The following is a 16,794-nucleotide window of genomic DNA, read 5'->3' as shown; positions in this document are numbered from 1 at the left end:
AAGTGGCATTGTGAAACACCCCGAGGTTTGATGGAGGCTCCAACTCTTGAGAAGATGTAGCGAAGAACAAGTTAAACAAGTCTTCCCCAGAGGTGCGCGAGCGTGCGATGCGGATGGTCCCAATACGTCTCTATTCGCTATACAGACCGTCTTGCAGCAGCTGGCGTGGAGCCGTCAGTTGGTAGAAGGGGCGAAAGCTACGATAACGCTTCGGCAGAGACCATCAACGGGCTCTGCAAAGCCGAGCTCATTCACCGCCGCGCACCATGGAGAAACAAGGCAGCATTAGAAATGGCGACGTTGGAATGAGTGGCCTGGTTCAATAACCACCTACTAATCGCACCCATCGGCTATATCCCGCCTGCGAAAGCTGACGCAAACTACTACAGGCAACTCGCCAATCAAATAGCAATTGCGGTCCGATTTAAACCAACCGGCCTCCACATAAACCGAGGCGCTTCAGTTAAGCTGGGCTCTTTTGATGCTAAGTCTTCATTTCGAAAAAATATTTTTTGCAGGACCGCTAATTCCATGAATTCATTCTTGTCGCCTTCCCGGAAATTGTGGTCAGTTTTCCTGATTACCTGGACTGGGCTAGTGCTGGCCTTGCCGGCCGCTGCGCAAATGTCTGTGCCATTTATGAATGCACCTGCGGCAACCGCACCCGAGAGACAGGTAGAAGCGCCGCAGAAGGACATCACGGTCGAAGAGTTAGACAAATTGCGTAAAAGCGTACTGGCTGACATTGCGCGCATCGACAAATCGCCCGGTCGGCAAGGGGGCGCACCCCAAGGCGCATCAGACAAGGAATTGTCCGATCGCTACAATTTTCTGAAGTATCTGGCTTTTTCCTATCAGCAGCATATCAATGCGCTGAACGATCGTGTCGAACAGGAAAAGCAGAGGCAGCAGATTGAGTCGCGCATACAACTCTGGCAGGGATTTTCTGATCCCCCACCGTATTCGATTTTACTGGTCGATCGTTTGCGCGCGGAACTGCAGAATAACCTTCTCACCCTGCGCGGTCAGGAAGCACAACTGCAAATCATCGATGGACAAATCGAAAATGCTCGGCTGCTTACCGCCAAGAGCCAGGTTCGGGAGCGGCAAGCGCGGGAGCGCATGGAAGAAAGCCGGCAAGAAAGAGATGAGGAACGAATGCGTTGGCAATATCAACTGGCTGAGCTTGAGGCGCGTGCGAATGCCGCCTATCTGGCTAAGTTGGTTGTCGAGCGTCAGGCAGTTGATGCCCGCCGCGCTGGCGATCAACTGGAGGTTGATCTGAGTCGCCGGATGATTGAGGCAGCAGAAGCTTCTGTCAGCTTTTCTGAAACGGATATTCGGTCCATCAGAGAGCGTATTGCCGAGCGACGGGACGACTATCTACAGCAACTCGAGACCAATTCCACGGCGCGAGAAGCGGCGAACAAGACGGTGGCGGACCGGCGCGCACAGTTGAATGCGTTGACTCGAAAATTGGCTGATCTGCGTGGTTCGCTCTACAAGGGTCGACAGGATCTGGCTGCAGAAGAGGCGAAGCTCAAGAAGGAACAGGAGGAAAACACCGGGTTGTTGCGAAAGATCAACCCGTTGCGCGCCATCGAACGAAGCAAGACCGAAAGTGTGATCAAGCGCATGAAGGGTCAAGTCGCTGATCTTGACAGAAGGGTTGCGACAACAGAGGCCGACGTCGCAACGACTGACCACGAACTGACATTGGCTGAGGCACGCAGGAATAATGTGGCAACCTCACTGGAGATGATCAGCAACCAGTTGATAGGACTGGATATCCAGTTGGCCTTTTGGGAGATGCGCTATGACGTGGCCCTCGCCAGTCAGGGTCAACATCCCGATTTGCGCAAGATCTACGAGGGCAGTCTTAGCCTGATAACAAAGCTCGATCCGGTCATTCGACATATCGAGGCACAACTCAAGCTGACACTGGACTCGATCAACAAACATGAGCGGGTACGTCATGGCCAGATCGAGCACATGGAGCAAAAGTTCCATCAGCAGATGTTGGAGATTCTTACGGATCGCCAGCTGGTTTACTTGAATGGATATAGTGAACTCGAGGAATTGCGGCAACTGGTGCAACGCGGGAGAGCGGAATTCGAGTCCGTTTCAAAGGGGTTGGGATTGGGCGACAAGGCTCAGCAAGGGCTGTCCAGTTTCGTCAACGGAGCGCGCAAAGTCTGGTATTACGAACTTTTTTCTATCGAGGATACGCTTGAGGTTGACGGACGCAAGATTACCGGGACACGAAGCATTACTGTTGCCAAGGCATTCGTGGCTGTGGCGATACTGGTGATTGGTTACTTTCTGATAGCGGTGCTGACACGCTGGTACTTCCGTGTTGCCGTAAGGCGCATGACAATGGATGCAACGCAGGCACGGATTGCCCGCAAATGGATTCTCGCCTTGAGCATTGTCATCCTGCTGCTGGTCAGTTTGGCGATTGTCAAAATCCCTCTCGCAGCCTTCGCCTTCCTTGGCGGTGCTATTGCCATCGGCGTTGGTTTTGGCATGCAAACAATGCTGAAAAACCTTATTAGCGGCCTGATGCTTCTGATTGAGCGCCCATTCCGGCCCGGCGATCTGGTTGAGGTTGGAACCGTCCTTGGTGTAGTTACCGACATCAATGTGCGCTCATGCACTATCCGTAACGTCAACGGCATTGATACTCTGGTGCCGAACAGCACCTTCATCGAGCAGAATGTCACCAACTGGACACATAGTAGTCGCAGCGTGCGCTTTGCGGTAAAGGTTGGTGTCGCCTATGGGACATCGCTCCAGAAAGCCACCGCACTTTTGCTGGAGTTGGCCGTGAATCATCCGCAGGTTGCTCGGACACCCGCCCCAGAGGCTTTGTTCGAGGATTTTGGCGACAACGCCCAACTGCTTGTCCTTTATGTCTGGCTAGAGATCAGCGCCAACATGCCGACAACACGGAGCGTGCTCAGCGAGTTGCGCCTGTTGATTGCTGCGAGATTTGCCGAGCACGGCATTGTCATTGCGTTCCCGCAGCGTGACGTGCATCTCGACGCCAGTGCGCCACTGGTTGTGCAGGTCATGCCGAGTACGGAAACGGGAACCGATAAATAAAAAGTCGGTGCAGGTGGGACGGCACGGTTAGCACCGCTCAGCGGGCAGATAGCCTTTCGGGTATTCCTTCAGGCCGGGTAGATAGGTTAAGGCAACGATGTTACGCATATTCATAACGACTAAGCCGCCTTGGGGATGAGGTAGGGCATAGAAAGGCAGATCGTAGATATGGTTAAGTTTCGAGAACAAATCGGGCTGGCTTGCGAGTTCGCCCTCAAGATTCACCAGCAGCCGGTGGCTGCCGGCCATCTCGAAAAGCACGTGGCCTTTATAGTTCTCGCCGGGGTTTGCTCCCGTTAATTGGGTAAAACCGCCGTCGGTCGCCCAATTGCTCAGGGCGGCAGTGTTCTCGGTAAGTCGTCGTTGTGGGGGGCTTCGAGCAGGGAAATGGGCAGGGCAGTGAGAAAAGCGATGCGGCTGATTGCCGCGGACTGCAATACGGTACAGGTACGCTCAGAGTCGAGAATCAGCGTCTTGTTAGCGAACAGGCGCCAGGACTCAAGCTGGTGATGATTTCCTTTTCCAGTGCGGTATCATTCTGCGCGAACTCGATAACCCCGTCGGGGACTGCATGCGCACGTATTTTCATGTCCACACTCCTCACATCGAAATTTACAGGATGTATGCTACCTCAAACTGGAATGTGGTATTTGAATGCCGTATGCCGTACGCCGTATGCCGTATGCCGTATGCCGTATGCCGATTGTTGCACTTCAGACTTGAAACCGCCAAGTTAATTTTAGAGTGAGGAATGCAGACATTGCTATTACGCTTTTTCCGCGTGTTAAGCACGCTGCTGTTCGGGATGCTGGTGCTTGGGAGTGCAGTATGGGGCGGAGGGTTTATTGCCTATGCGGGGCCAGCCAATAGCTTTGCACGTTTTGGCCTGATTGCCGTCCTGGCTCTGTTTGCCATCTTTGCCGTCTTTGCAATTACTCGACGGCGCTGGGAGCGGGTTGCCCCCTACTTTGTCCTGCTCTCCCTTCTCATGGTTTTGTGGTCGCAGCTGGAGCCTAGCAATACGCGCGATTGGCAGGATGAGACGTCCTTGTTGCCCCATGCCAAAATCGAAGGCGATTTTGTGACAGTCTATAATATCCGCAACTTCACCTACCGCAGCGAAACGGACTTCACGCCATCTTATTACAATAAACGTTTCGATCTGCGGAAACTGGAGGCGGTTGATCTGGTGACATCTCACTGGATGGGGCCAGCGATTGCGCATGTGTTTTTAAGCTTTGCCTTTGCCGATGATGAGTACCTGGCGATTTCGATCGAGGTGCGTAAGACCAAGGGTGAAGCCTACTCCAACCTCAAGGGGTTCTTCCGCCAGTACGAGCTCTATTACGTGGTGGCGGATGAGCGGGATGTGATTGGCGTGCGCACCAATTATCGGCAGGATCCTCCGGAAGACGTTTATTTGTACCGCACAAAGACTTCGCCCGAGAACCGGCGCCGCCTGTTTCTGGAGTACATGAACAGAATCAACGCACTGAGCGTGCAACCGGAGTTTTATAATTCGCTTACGACGAACTGCACGACCGCAATATGGATGAATACTCGTGTCAATCCGCAGCAGCTTCCATTTAGTTGGAAAATTATTGCAAGCGGTTACGTTCCAGAATATCTCTTTGAAATGGGCAGGCTGCAAATGGACGATTTGCCATTTGTGGAGATTCAAACGCGCGCGCACATCAATGCCAGGGCACGAGCCGCAGGAACGGATCATGAATTCTCGAAGCGAATCCGGACATTGATGCCGGGTGCAGCCGTAGAGGCCCTGCGTTTTGGTGGCTAAGGAATGATTCTTAAAGGGCTTGGAATGCACGGTCAGTGTATGCGTGGGATGGTGGCTTTCTGGATTGCCGTGGCATCCTTATTCTCGGGAATGACTCCGCTGGCAAAGGCGGATGAGCCGCGTGGTGAAACCGGATCTGCCATGCGTCCGAAAATCTGCCTGGTGCTGTCCGGTGGCGGTGCGCGGGGTGCGGCGCACATTGGCGTGCTCAGGGTACTTGAGGAGTATCGCGTACCGGTTGACTGCATTGCCGGCACCAGTATGGGGGCCCTGGTCGGTGCGGCCTATGCAACAGGACTCACTTCGCCGGAAATGGACCGGATCGTGGCAGGGATGACTACCGGTTTTTTGATCAAAGAAAAGCCGCCGCGGCAGGAACTGAGCATGCGACGCAAGCAGGATGACTACCTGAGCTTTTTCGGTCCTGAGTTCGGTGTGGGCGAGGGCGGCCTCAAGCTTCCCAAGGGTTTGGTTAGCGGTGTCCAGATCGAAACCGTATTGCGGCGCCTATCCAAGGTGCAGGGCTTCTACCGGTTTGATGACTTGCCGATTCCTTTCCGAGCGGTGGCCACGGATCTGGTGACTGGTAAAGCGGTCATTTTCAAGGAAGGCGTGTTGGCGAACGTCATGCGTGCCAGCATGGCTGTGCCTGGTGCGGTGGCGCCTGCTGAATTCGACGGGATGATTCTTGCTGACGGCATGTTGACCAGCAACTTACCTGTGCAGACCGCACGAGAAATGGGGGCGGACATTGTAATTGCCGTTAATGTCGGCACCCCGTTGCTGAAGCGTGAGGAATTGAGCTCCATTTTTGGTGTTGCAGGACAGATGCTGAGCATTCTTACGGAACAAAATGTGCAGGCATCGCTGGCGTCGATGAAGCAGGATGATATTCTGATTTCACCGGAACTCGAAGGGTTTTCAACAGGTGATTTTGATCGCTTGGCAGAAATCTCTCCACTAGGAGAAGCTGCGGCGCGTATGGTTTCCGAGCGGCTGAAAGCACTTTCCATTCCGCAAGAAGAATATGCTGCATTACGCGTCCGCCAGACGCAGGTTATGGCATCCGATACTCGCCCCATTGACGATATACGCTTCAGCGATTTCAAACACATCAACCCGCAAGTGGCGCGACAATCCTTGATTACTGAAGTAGGCAAACCAGCGGACCAGGCAACGCTCGACGCTGATTTGCGCCGTCTCTATGGTACAGGCGATTATGAGCGCGTGGCGTACCGCTTTATCGATGACTCCGATAAGCGGGTCCTGATGGTCGATGCGATCGAGAAGTCTTGGGGGCCAGATTATGTACGTTTCGGTCTCGGACTGTCGTCTGATCTTAATTCTGAGTCGAATTACAACCTGCTGGCCAGCTATCGCAAAACCTGGATCAATTCCTTTGGAGCCGAGTGGCGCACAGTTTTTAAAGCTGGCACCCCCAATGGTTTCCTCAGCGAGTTCTATCAACCACTCAGTGCGGAAGGTCCCTTTTTTGTCGCTCCTTACGTGGGATATGAAAGTCGTAAGACCGACGTTTATCAAGGAGATAACCGCATCGCGACCATTAGTTACCGTACCAGCAAGGTCGGGTTGGATCTGGGGACGCAGTGGAAGGAGTATGGTGAGGCGCGGATCGGTCTGCTAAAAGGCGTCCGCTATCCGAAACTTGATACCGGCCCGACCAGCCTTGCGCCAAGTGCATCTAGCATTGCTCAAGCGGCGTTCAGGGCGAGCTTGCTGCTTGATCAGCTTGATAATACATCGTTCCCTCGAGATGGCTGGTCAGTTAGAGCAGAAATATTTAAATCGCATAGGTCGCTAGGCGCTGACGACAACTATACGAAATGGAGTGCCGATAGCACTATTGTTCGTTCATTCGGTTCACATAGTTTTAATCTTTCGTTTAAGGCCGGGGGACATGTTGGTCAGGGCCCGTTGCCACAGTACGACCTGTTTCAACTGGGTGGGTTTCTGAGCTTGTCTGGCTATACGACGGGCCAGTTGCTCGGAGAGAGACTCGCGTTTAGCCGACTTATGTACTATCGGCAAATATTTGATAGCGGACTGCTTGAAGGGGGCTATGCAGGCGTATCACTTGAAGCAGGAAAGGTTGGTAATCCGCTTGTGAGGGGAAGTCCCACAGGTTTGCTGAAGTCTGCCAGTATTTTTACAGCCATAGATACCCCGCTCGGGGCAGTTTATCTTGGGTATGGGCGCGCGGCGGCCGGTGATTCCAGTTTCTATTTCTACCTTGGCAAGCCCTACTAACGTGTGACGGCATTCAGCATTATGCAGGGCGCTAATTGTGCATGATAAGAAAAGGAGAACAGGGATGGTTCGACGTACTAACAGGATGATGCAAAAGTCAGTGAACGACCCATCAAGCTGCTTGTCATAGAACCATCTCCAAACTCCCGGTACTGCAACGATGCGCGGCCAACTAGACCCCCAGTCCTCGATGTTCCATTATTTCTCGCCGGAATCGCGTGTGCCTGCCGATCATCCGCTGTGACGAGTGAAGCGTTTGGCGGATCGAGCCCTTGGTGTGATTTGCGCGGAATTGGATGCGCTTTACTCGTCGGTCGGCCGTCCGTCGATTCCGCCAGAGCGTCTGCTCAAGGCGCAACTGATTATCGCGCTGTATTCGGTTCGCTCCGACCGGCAGTTCTGCGACCAACTCGACTACAACATCCTGTTCCGCTGGTTCCTCGACATGGATCTCGAGAGTCCGACGCTGGACCAATCGAATTTCAGCCGTCTGCGTGAGCGCCTGGTCGCCACTGACGTAGCCCGACGCTTCTTCGACGAGGTCGTCAAGCCGGCCCAGAAGCAGAATCTGCTGTCCTCGGACCACTTCACGGTAGACGGCACGCTGATCGACGCCTGGGCCTCGTTCAAGAGCTTCAAACGCAAGGACGGCACCCCGCCCAATGACGTTGTCCATGGCACGGGGATGGTCGACTTCAAAGGCGAGAAGCGCTCGAACGCCACGCATCAAAGCACAACGGACCCCGAGCACCGTGCGGCCCGGCAGTTGCTCACGTGAGCGCGACGCAGGCACATTCACCCCGAGACACTGGATGCGGACAAGGGCTATCACGTGAAGGCGTTCGTCGAGCATCTGCGCGAGCTTCAGATCCGTCCGCACATTGCGCGCATCAAGGATCGGAAGACGCCTGGACTGGATGGGCGGACCACCCGGACCGAGGGCTACCGGGTCAGCCAGCGAAAGCGAAAGCGCGTCGAGGAAATATTTGGCTGGTTGAAAACGGTCGGCGGGTTGAGAAAGACCCGCTTCATCGGCCAGGCGAAGACCCAAATGGCGGCCTTTATTCCGGCGCTGCATACAACCTGCTCCGAATCGCGAAATTGAGCGTTACGGAGGTGAAGGCATGAGCACAAGAGCTCAAATGGACCTTCGCGGCCGCCGTTGCGGCCACGACGGCACTTCGAAAGCAGCGACAAAGATATTTCGGAAAACGATGTCACGATGAAATTCGACCTGAACCTCAGTGCTGACGCGGTATCGCCGGTTTTTGCATCATCCTGCTAACTCATGCACCGATTAATAACTCCGGAAGGCTGACCAGAGTGAATTCGAGCACCAAACGACAACACTTTTCGATAGCGTTTGCTGAGCAAGTGGGAGATACTGCGAAAATCAGACAACCGATCCTTGCTGCGCTCCTTGGCTTTCTCCCGCCAGTTGGTTGCGGCGGAGGGTGCGAATGTGCAGGTGCAAGGAACATCGACGGTACCCACTGGAATGGAAATGCAGAATCTGCAGCACGCGTTGAATGAAAGAGCGATTAGCCAGCAGCAGTTTGATGCGGTACGAATAAATCGCTGAGTCGATCCAGATAGTATTGTGCCAATATCGGTATTTAAGGTATCCCTTACAGCTATACGGGTAATTCATTTTTATTTTTTGGAGGGGTTCCTCGATGAAACATTTATTACCTAAAACCGTGTTTGCCGTCACTCTCGGTGCTTTCGGCGCTTCCTCTTGTCTGGCAGAAGAGGTGAATAACGGCACCAACCCGACAGTTCTGTCCTCGTCCGCTGCTGTGCAGTACAAGCACAACAATTTCCGCGATGGGTCATCGACGGGTTTGTTTGAGGCAATCTACTCCCAGCCGCTGGGTGAAAGAAAGAACATGGCCCTTGCGCTCACCGTGCCCTATGCATCGGGTTTAACAGGGTGTTGAAAATCTCGGGTTCACCTTCGGTTTCCAGTCCCCTGGGAAAAATCGACTTTGAAAATCGCCCGCTTTCCCCGTGATCATGCCGATTCAAGCTGACTTTTCCGTCGATTGTGCTACCGCAAATCAGCAGCGCTCCTGTCGCCGCAAAGACATGGTTTTTCGACTACAACGTTTCCCATCCGCAGGGCGCCAGGGCGCCCGCGAATTACGGCGCCAGCAGATTGCCCAATCTCGTCAGGTTATAAGCCGAGAAATTGAGCAACGCATGCGCACGGATTCGATCCAGCCCACGCGCCATCGCATGGCGCAGCGTGCCGATATCCTTCGCCCAGCCAAAGGCCTCTTCGATCATCTTGCGTCGGCGCAGGCTGACCGCGTAACCGGGGGACGACTTCACCTCATTGGGCACGGCGCTGCCCTTGACCTTGGCCGCGACATGCGGGGCAATGCCCAGCGGCTCGAGCGCGGCGATGAACTCGGCGGTGTCGTACCCCCGGTCGGCCGCCAGCGTCGGCTTGTGCGCCGAATTGCCGGGCTTGATGCTGCGCCTGGCCATCACCAACGCCGCCTCACGCTCAGCGGTTCCGGTGGCGGTCGTAGTGTGGACATCGACGATCAGACCGTGACGATTCTCGGCCAACGCATGCGTGGTGTAGCTCAGGTACGCCACGCCGCCGCCCTTGCTGGCGAGCAGGGCCTGCGGGTCGGTGCGCGAGACGTGCGTCTTGTTCGAGCGCTTCTTGCCGCGAAAGTCCACCTCGGGGTTGCGTCCCTGATCCGGTCCGGGCGGCTCGTCGGAGCCGTCCCGGGCCATCATGCTCTTGTGCGAGGCCCACGCCCGCAACAGCGAGCCGTCGACACTGAAATGCTCGTCCGACACCAGCTCGGCCCATTCGGCGATCGCCACCACGCCACCGAAGAACTCGCGCATCACGCTCTCCTTGAGGAGCCGCTCGCGATTGGCGCTGAACGTCGAGTGATCCCAGACCGGCTCGTCCAGCGTCATGCCGACGAACCACCGGAACATCATGTTGAAATCGATATGCTCGACCAGCGCACGCTCCGAGCGAATCGAAAACAGACATTGCAACAGCGACGCCCGCAACAAGCGTTCCGGTGCAATCGACGGGCGGCCACCATCGGCATACAACGCATCGAATTGCGGCGACATCGTGCGCAGAACCATATCGGCCAGCGTTTTGATCCGGCGCAACGGATGATCCCGGTCAATGCGGTCTTCGATATTGACGTAGCTGAACAGGGCGTTCTGTTTATGGTCGATGCCGCGCATGAGAATAATCAGTTTCTTAATGCAGATGTAATTATATCAGCCTCACAACCCGCATGGATGCTGGAAAACCTATTAAATCAACATCCTGTTAAGGGACAGCGACTACGATCTGGGCGATCTGAGTGTAAAATTTACTCACGTCCTCAATGTTGATAAAGAAGGTGGCAGCGCCTATACCGCCGAGGTTTTTGCAGATACGGCTGGCCGCGCGGAACTTGGTGCGGGACATACCTGGTTGAAGGCGAGCGGGTTTTACGCTTTTTTCCTTCCCGCCAGCATATTGGCGCCCTCCCTCGTGCATCAGGTCAGCTTGGACAATCCTGGCAACCGCGCGCGCATCAATAACACGACATTCGATTTGTACTACGTGCCAAAATTGGCCAATCCCAAATACTATGTTACGTATGACCCTGCGCTGGTACATGACTGGGAAAACGAAAAGTCGTACGCCAGTTTGACCATCACCTTTGGACGAATGCTCGGCAAGGCTTTCGGCGGTGACAGTCAGGTGTACATCAAACCGCAGGTGCTTGGTGGCAAAGATCGACCGATCGATTTTACTGTGCAAGTGGGGTACAAAGTCATCGGCTTTTGATTAAACACTAGGTCTCTGGCGATAATCTGACATAAAAAGATTGCAATGACAAAGTCATGCAACTTTAACTCTGGCAACGCCACAGCTTAGGTGTGGTCAGCAGTTGTTGTGACAGCACTGATCGGGATGTCGAGTTCGGTGTTGCCGCAGATGATACAGCCGCGCCAGAGAGACAACTTGAAGAACAGCGTGCACTATTCAAGAGCAGTCGCTCAGGCTCCAATCGCAACAGCGCACACTCAACGAACAGGACCGCACGTTGAAGAATTTGATTGGCTGTCTGGGCAAGATTGAGACGGTGCAAGGTAGAGCTGACACGTATGACTTTGCATCGGAGTCCATATATGCTCCCCAGCAGACAGTTGCACCCGCCGAACGGAAGGTGCGCGACACGGTTGGCGATCTCAAATCAGCGAGCGTTACCGGCAAAAATTTTCGGGTTCTTTCAAGCTGCTGGGGCCCAACTAAGTGTCAATCGCCATCGGCGGCATGATCAATGCAGTGGCAATTCATGACTCGAATGCTGAAACCCTGAGTCCCGCATTTACTGTGGCCCAACTCGGTTTCAACCGACCTAGCCGCGACGATCGTAATGGTTCCATGTCACTAGATGGCTAGCTTTTCTCTTGTACAGCCTGTGTCAACGTTAATGTGTTCTAGTTTGTATCAAACAGCGGCAACTCAGCATATTTTTGTCGCAACGTAACACTGTTTGAAGGAGGGTGAGATATGTATCGAATTCCTAACAGATATCGAGGCTTGGCACTAGTTGCCATGGCGAGTCTTTATTTTGCTGCACCAGCGACGTATGCGCGAAGCGCAGCCGATTGCGCTGCTGAAGCGGACCGAGCCGTGCGTGACAGAGGGTCAACCCTTGGCGGTGCTACGCGTGGAGCCGTCAAAGGCGCACTTTTTGGCGCCATTGTAGGAGGTGGAGACTCAGCAGGCCGGGGTGCCGCATTGGGGGGCATCGTTGGCGGTGTGAAGCGGCACGGCGACAATGATCGAGTGTATCGCCAAGTTTATGACTCTTGCATGAGCAGAGCGCGCTAAATCTATTTACACCTTAAATTTTTAATCCATTGAGGAGTTGATCATGATAAAAACATCCCGTGCCCTGGTTGTCTTCGCTGTTGCGGCATCTGCATTGACGTTTGGTACGACCGCTTTCTCCATGGAGGAGTCGACAACCACTGATCTGAATGCAATCCTTTGTAAGGATCTGATGCGATTGTCCGGAGAGGATCGGGCCATTGCAATCGCTGTCTTGCACGGTTATGTACTGGGCAAGAAGGGCGCAACCACGTATGTTTCAGAGAAGCTTGGTAAGGTGTCGGATGATTTCACAGACTATTGTCTGGATAATCCTACAAGTAAGGCACTTGAGTCTTTCAGCAAGATTGCCAAATAATCGCTGCCCATTAACATCAGAGCCATGTGCCTGTTCCGCCCGGGAATTTGGCAACGCATTGCTATAACTGCGTTGCTTTTTTTATTTGCTCATGGGGCCAGCTTCAATAGTTGGGCAACCTCTGCCGAAGAGTCGGCAGAAGCCACCAAGCGCGCATCCGTTAGCGTTGTATTGGATGGCCGGGAGTTGTTTTCTGTAATTGGGGTGGCTGCATATCCTGCGGAGGTGCGGGCAAAAGCTTTCGTCGAGCGCATCCGTGCGCTGGCTGATGACCCTAGCTTTACGATTGACCAGTTGCGTATTGAAGAAGGCCAGAATGAGACGGTGATTCTGGCAGGCGATAGGCGAGTCATTTATCTGGTTAATGCAGATGCCAAAATGGAGGATATTGAGCGCCCTCTTCTGGCGAAGGCAGTTAAAAGTGCTGTCGCGGAGGCTGTCACTCAGTATCGGAAAGAACGCAGCCAAAACTACCTGCTGAGAAGTCTGGCAATCGCCTTGGGCATGATGACGGCAACAGCATTACTTTTGCTGATATTTCGCCAGATGAAGCGCTGGTTATTGCATATGATCCAGACGCACCAACGTGCGAAGTTAGAGGAATTGGGGTCGAAGGCCTATGGCGTGATTGGCGCTCAGCAGTTCGAGGCGGCGCTAAAGAGTTTGATTAGTTCCCTGTGGTGGCTGTTGGTTATGGTCACGCTTCTGGTGTGCTTTGCTGCTGTCATGGAGATGTTTCCCTGGACACGCCAGATCGCCCGCTGGGAATTCGAACTGTTTCTGAACCCCCTGAAAGAGATGTGGAGAGCGGTTTCGACTGCGTTTCCTGACCTGATCTTTCTGGCGATACTGTATTTCGTCGTTCGTTATCTGCTTCGTTTGCTTTATCTGTTCTTTTTCGGCGTCGCGCGCGGGACGATCAGGCTGTCTGCTTTCGATACGGACTGGGCGATTCCTACCTTCAATCTCTTACGGGTGGGAATTCTCGCTTTTTCGATCGTTATCGCGTACCCCTATATTCCGGGTTCCGGCAGTGAGGCGTTCAAGGGCATTTCACTGTTTATAGGCGTTTTGTTTTCGATCGGTTCGACCAGCATGATCACCAGCATGCTGGCGGGCTATAACCTGATCTATCGTCGCATCTACAAGGTGGGCGACTATGTGAAAATTGGCAGTCACACGGGCTTGGTCAAGGAGGTCGGGCAGATGGTGACCCGCCTACATACCTTCAAGAACGAAGAGGTTGTATTGCCCAACTCGATGATTCTTTCCTCCGAGGTATTGAACTACAGCAGTTCTGCCCGAGCGGGAACTCTGGTTCTGCACTCCACCATCACCATCGGATACGACGCCCCCTGGCGCCAGGTTGAGGCCATGTTGATTGAGGCTGCCAAACGCACGGAAGGGCTGCTAAAAGAACCCAAGCCATTTGTTCTGAAAAAGACGCTAGGGGATTTTTACATCGAGTATGAGATTAATGCATATTGCGGAGATGCTTCCCGCATGCCCCAGCTGTATTCTCAACTGCATGCGCACATTGCGGATGTTTTTAATGAATACGGTGTCCAGATTATGTCGCCGCACTTCGTGTCGCAGCCGGATGTTAATATTTTCGTGCCGCAGGATAAATGGTTTGCGGCGCCGGCTGAGCGACCTAAGGACATAGATCTGCCTGGCACGTGATCAGGTGAATGCCGTGTGAGTCGGGCTTGCCAAATTAGCTTGGATATCTTCGAACATGGCTAATAAAATACTTAAGATGGCTTGCAACCTGCTTTACTCGTTTATATTTAATGTGAATCTGATTTTGCGTTCTTAGGAGTGTCTTATGAAAAGGGATGCAAACTTAAATGCAAGCGAGCCGAGAATTGCATATATTAAATATGCAGGATGGCTGGTCATCTTAACTTCACTCGCTTTTCTCGTTTTGTCCATTTTCTATAGTTTGTTCGCTGGCGTATTTAGTGTTCTGTTTCAGCTAGTAGGGGCCAATGTTCAGACAAGTGTTTTTTTGCCCAAGGAGGGCCTTGGTTTCTGGTTCGGAGTGCTTGTCTTTTTTGGTGGCTTTATCTCAGGTCTAGCTGCGCTCAAGCAACCAAATTCTTCCGGCATAGCGATAATTGCAATTACAATCATTTGCCTATTATTTGGCTCAACAGCTGCTCGAATTTTCGGGATCATACTATTGATTCCAGGCATTATCTGCGTGTTCGCAAAACGGCGCCCGGAATGTTTGGAGCAGCAAGAAAGGACAGCGTAAAGCCAAGTACGTGCAATGCAGATAACGTCGGACGCCTCGAAAACCGGTGGAGAGAATCTTCGTCTGGCTTAGAACGGGCGGCGGAATGCGCAAGCGTCGATTTATCGGGCAGGTAAAGACCCCGATTGCGGCATTCATCTCTGATGCGGCATACAACCACCTGAGATTCGGGAAGTTGAGTGATTCGGAGGTAAGGGCTTAGGCGGAGAAAATGGCATCTTCGGCACACGGCGGTGGCTGCTTTGGTAATTCGAGCTGTATTGCAGATCTAACTCCGGCGAGAAAGTCGCCATGAATATCACTCCATGCCCATAGTATGTGCATGGATCACGCGACAACCATCTTGACTTGCGCCGAGATCACTGAAGCGTCCGGCGAGATTTTTGGTTACCAAGCGCGCTGCTATGCACGTATATCTTCGACCTGCGCAGGGTATCGGCGTGAATTCGGACCTATCTGTTTTATGCAATCTGCCAATTTATGTGGAAGGCATTAGAAAGTGAATTATCAAGGGCTGGGTTTTCACACCGGCGAGTTACGGGGTTGCTTAGATTTTTAGCTTTTCGGAAGTTACCAAGCATCTGGGTTTCTAGATGTCTTGTTGACCAATAATGAGGAAGTCATCATGAAGGTAGCTCGATTTTCTCGGGCGTTGCTGGTTGGATCGAGTTTGCTAGCCCTGTCGGGAGCGGTTCGATCTCAAGGCGTCGGCGATTGTGTTGGAATCGAGAATGGAAACCAACGGCTTGCCTGCTACGATCGTAAAGTGGGTCGTAGTGCTCCGGAAGGAGCTTTGAAATCCGCTATTAAGTCCATGCCGGAATCTGAGCAGCAACGGCCGTTCGGCTCAACCGCCCAGGGCGTAACCTTGCTCGACTCCCGCTGGGAACTCTCCCCAGAGACCAAACACCCGGTGTTCACCTTACAGCCCTATAAGCCTATTTATTTCATGCCAGTCTTTCACAGCACAAAGGTGAACGAGGCACCGTGCAGTGCGGCAGGGGGCCGTAGCTGCGTCACGAACCCGGTTAATCTAGACAGCACCGAGGGCAAATACCAGCTGAGCTTCAAGACTAAGCTTGTCACAGGGCTTTTTGATGGCAAGGGCGATATCTGGGCAGCCTATACCCAGTCGTCACGTTGGCAAGTTTACAATGGTGACATCAGCCGCCCGTTCCGTGAGACGAACTATGAGCCTGAAATCCTGATGACCTACGCGATGGACTACGATTTCTTCGGCTGGAAAGCGTCGATGGTGGGGTTCGGTTTAAACCATCAGTCGAACGGTCGAGCCGACCCCCTCTCTCGTAGCTGGAACCGGATCCCCGCTTTCGTTGCCCTACAGAAAGACGACTGGGTTGTCGCTGTACAAGCGTGGCATCGCATTAAGGAGGAGGCGGGCGAGGATGACAATCCGGATATCGAGGATTACGTTGGTCGTGGCGAGTTGCTAATTAACCGCAGACTGGGAGATCACAATTTTGCCCTTACGTTGCGCCATTCGCTGCGTTTCAGCGAGAAGACGAATCACGGATCGGGTATGTTCGAGTGGACCTTCCCGATTTCAGGCTATCTTAAAGGCTATATGCAGATTTTCAGCGGATACGGTGAAAGCTTGATCGATTACAACTTTCGCAAAAACGCCATTGGTCTCGGTATTAGCTTAGTTGACTGGTAGGCCACTAAAAGTGCGTTGCGTGCCATAGATTATATCCGGGCTCGTAGTGGCCCGGATGGACAGCTGAACGATGCGCCGTTGAACATTATCGACCGGCGAAGTGGCTCGGAACGGACGGCTTCTGGTGGTTGCGCATGCTCCAGCAGGGGGGCGAACTTGGCGTAACGCCGCATTTAACGGATCGATGAACTGATCGCCCAAGCCGAGCAATGGGCCGGTACGCTCGACGATCAGGATGAGGGCGCAAGCACCGGGGACGCAAGCTCGGAGAGCTTACGGACTCCATTGACTTGCAGGTTGGCTTGCCAGATACGCTTGATCTCGGGGATCAACGCCTCATCGCGTTTCCCTCTCTCACCCAGTAGTTCAGTATTACGCTTCTTGGCAGCATGGTGCCCGTAGCCGCACGGGGCGATCTGCAGTTGCATACCGCCAGTCCTAGCTGACGAAG

At 53.4% G+C, this 16,794-nt stretch carries 12 protein-coding genes and 3 pseudogenes; 12 read left to right on the top strand and 3 right to left on the bottom strand.

Annotated features, from left to right (window positions below):
- Positions 1-117 precede the first annotated feature (117 nt).
- Together CEW87_RS07145 and CEW87_RS07140 are read left to right on the top strand one after the other, a co-directional pair.
- A pseudogene (locus CEW87_RS07145) lies at positions 118-405 on the top strand (IS3 family transposase); the annotation flags it as partial.
- Between the two features lie 126 nt (positions 406-531).
- Positions 532-3,105, top strand: coding sequence for a mechanosensitive ion channel domain-containing protein (locus tag CEW87_RS07140; protein ID WP_108977010.1), 2,574 nt, complete (start codon positions 532-534; stop codon positions 3,103-3,105).
- Positions 3,106-3,132: 27 nt separating this feature from the next.
- Here the strand turns inward: CEW87_RS07140 and CEW87_RS07135 are convergent, their stop codons facing one another.
- Positions 3,133-3,354: a hypothetical protein gene (locus CEW87_RS07135; RefSeq protein WP_159098110.1), complete on the bottom strand. Its 222-nt coding sequence runs from the start codon at positions 3,352-3,354 to the stop codon at positions 3,133-3,135.
- A gap of 502 nt (positions 3,355-3,856) precedes the next feature.
- Here CEW87_RS07135 and CEW87_RS07130 point away from each other — a divergent pair.
- The 4 genes and pseudogenes from CEW87_RS07130 (at position 3,857) to CEW87_RS22370 (ending at position 9,111) form a co-directional block, all read left to right on the top strand.
- Entirely contained in the window at positions 3,857-4,903 is a 1,047-nt protein-coding gene (locus CEW87_RS07130; RefSeq protein ID WP_108972063.1) for a DUF4105 domain-containing protein, read from the top strand.
- Positions 4,904-4,906: 3 nt separating this feature from the next.
- A complete protein-coding gene (locus tag CEW87_RS07125; RefSeq protein WP_199917141.1) occupies positions 4,907-7,171 on the top strand; it encodes a patatin-like phospholipase family protein in 2,265 nt (754 codons plus the stop codon).
- A gap of 160 nt (positions 7,172-7,331) precedes the next feature.
- Positions 7,332-8,299 (top strand): annotated as a pseudogene (locus CEW87_RS07120) (IS5 family transposase).
- Between the two features lie 548 nt (positions 8,300-8,847).
- Positions 8,848-9,111: a hypothetical protein gene (locus tag CEW87_RS22370; protein WP_159098109.1), complete on the top strand. Its 264-nt coding sequence runs from the start codon at positions 8,848-8,850 to the stop codon at positions 9,109-9,111.
- Positions 9,112-9,313: 202 nt separating this feature from the next.
- Here the strand turns inward: CEW87_RS22370 and CEW87_RS07115 are convergent, their stop codons facing one another.
- Entirely contained in the window at positions 9,314-10,399 is a 1,086-nt protein-coding gene (locus tag CEW87_RS07115; RefSeq protein ID WP_075146924.1) for an IS5 family transposase, read from the bottom strand.
- A gap of 235 nt (positions 10,400-10,634) precedes the next feature.
- Between CEW87_RS07115 and CEW87_RS07110 the strand changes: the two genes are divergently transcribed.
- From CEW87_RS07110 to CEW87_RS07090, 6 genes and pseudogenes are all read left to right on the top strand, one after another.
- A complete protein-coding gene (locus CEW87_RS07110) occupies positions 10,635-10,994 on the top strand; it encodes a hypothetical protein (RefSeq protein WP_159098108.1) in 360 nt (119 codons plus the stop codon).
- 1,096 nt (positions 10,995-12,090) lie between these two features.
- Positions 12,091-12,405 carry an HdeA/HdeB family chaperone gene (locus CEW87_RS07105; RefSeq protein ID WP_108972061.1) on the top strand — a complete coding sequence of 105 codons (315 nt, stop codon included), beginning with the start codon at positions 12,091-12,093 and terminating at the stop codon, positions 12,403-12,405.
- A 24-nt stretch (positions 12,406-12,429) separates the two neighbouring features.
- On the top strand, positions 12,430-14,088 hold the full coding sequence (locus CEW87_RS07100) for a mechanosensitive ion channel family protein (RefSeq protein WP_108972060.1): 1,659 nt from the start codon (positions 12,430-12,432) through the stop codon (positions 14,086-14,088).
- A 145-nt stretch (positions 14,089-14,233) separates the two neighbouring features.
- A complete protein-coding gene (locus CEW87_RS22365) occupies positions 14,234-14,665 on the top strand; it encodes a hypothetical protein (RefSeq protein WP_159098107.1) in 432 nt (143 codons plus the stop codon).
- A 37-nt stretch (positions 14,666-14,702) separates the two neighbouring features.
- Positions 14,703-14,867 (top strand): annotated as a pseudogene (locus CEW87_RS07095) (IS5/IS1182 family transposase); the annotation flags it as partial.
- Between the two features lie 423 nt (positions 14,868-15,290).
- A complete protein-coding gene (locus CEW87_RS07090; protein ID WP_108972059.1) occupies positions 15,291-16,343 on the top strand; it encodes a phospholipase A in 1,053 nt (350 codons plus the stop codon).
- Positions 16,344-16,573: 230 nt separating this feature from the next.
- On the opposite strand, the gene CEW87_RS07085 is transcribed toward CEW87_RS07090, so the two are convergent.
- A complete protein-coding gene (locus CEW87_RS07085) occupies positions 16,574-16,771 on the bottom strand; it encodes a hypothetical protein (RefSeq protein WP_108972058.1) in 198 nt (65 codons plus the stop codon).
- Between the last annotated feature and the right edge of the window lie 23 nt (positions 16,772-16,794).

This window comes from Parazoarcus communis, assembly GCF_003111665.1.
Lineage (GTDB): Bacteria > Pseudomonadota > Gammaproteobacteria > Burkholderiales > Rhodocyclaceae > Parazoarcus > Parazoarcus communis_B.
The sequence above is the reverse complement of the archived record's forward strand: the minus strand, read 5'-3'. Positions and strand labels throughout refer to the sequence as shown.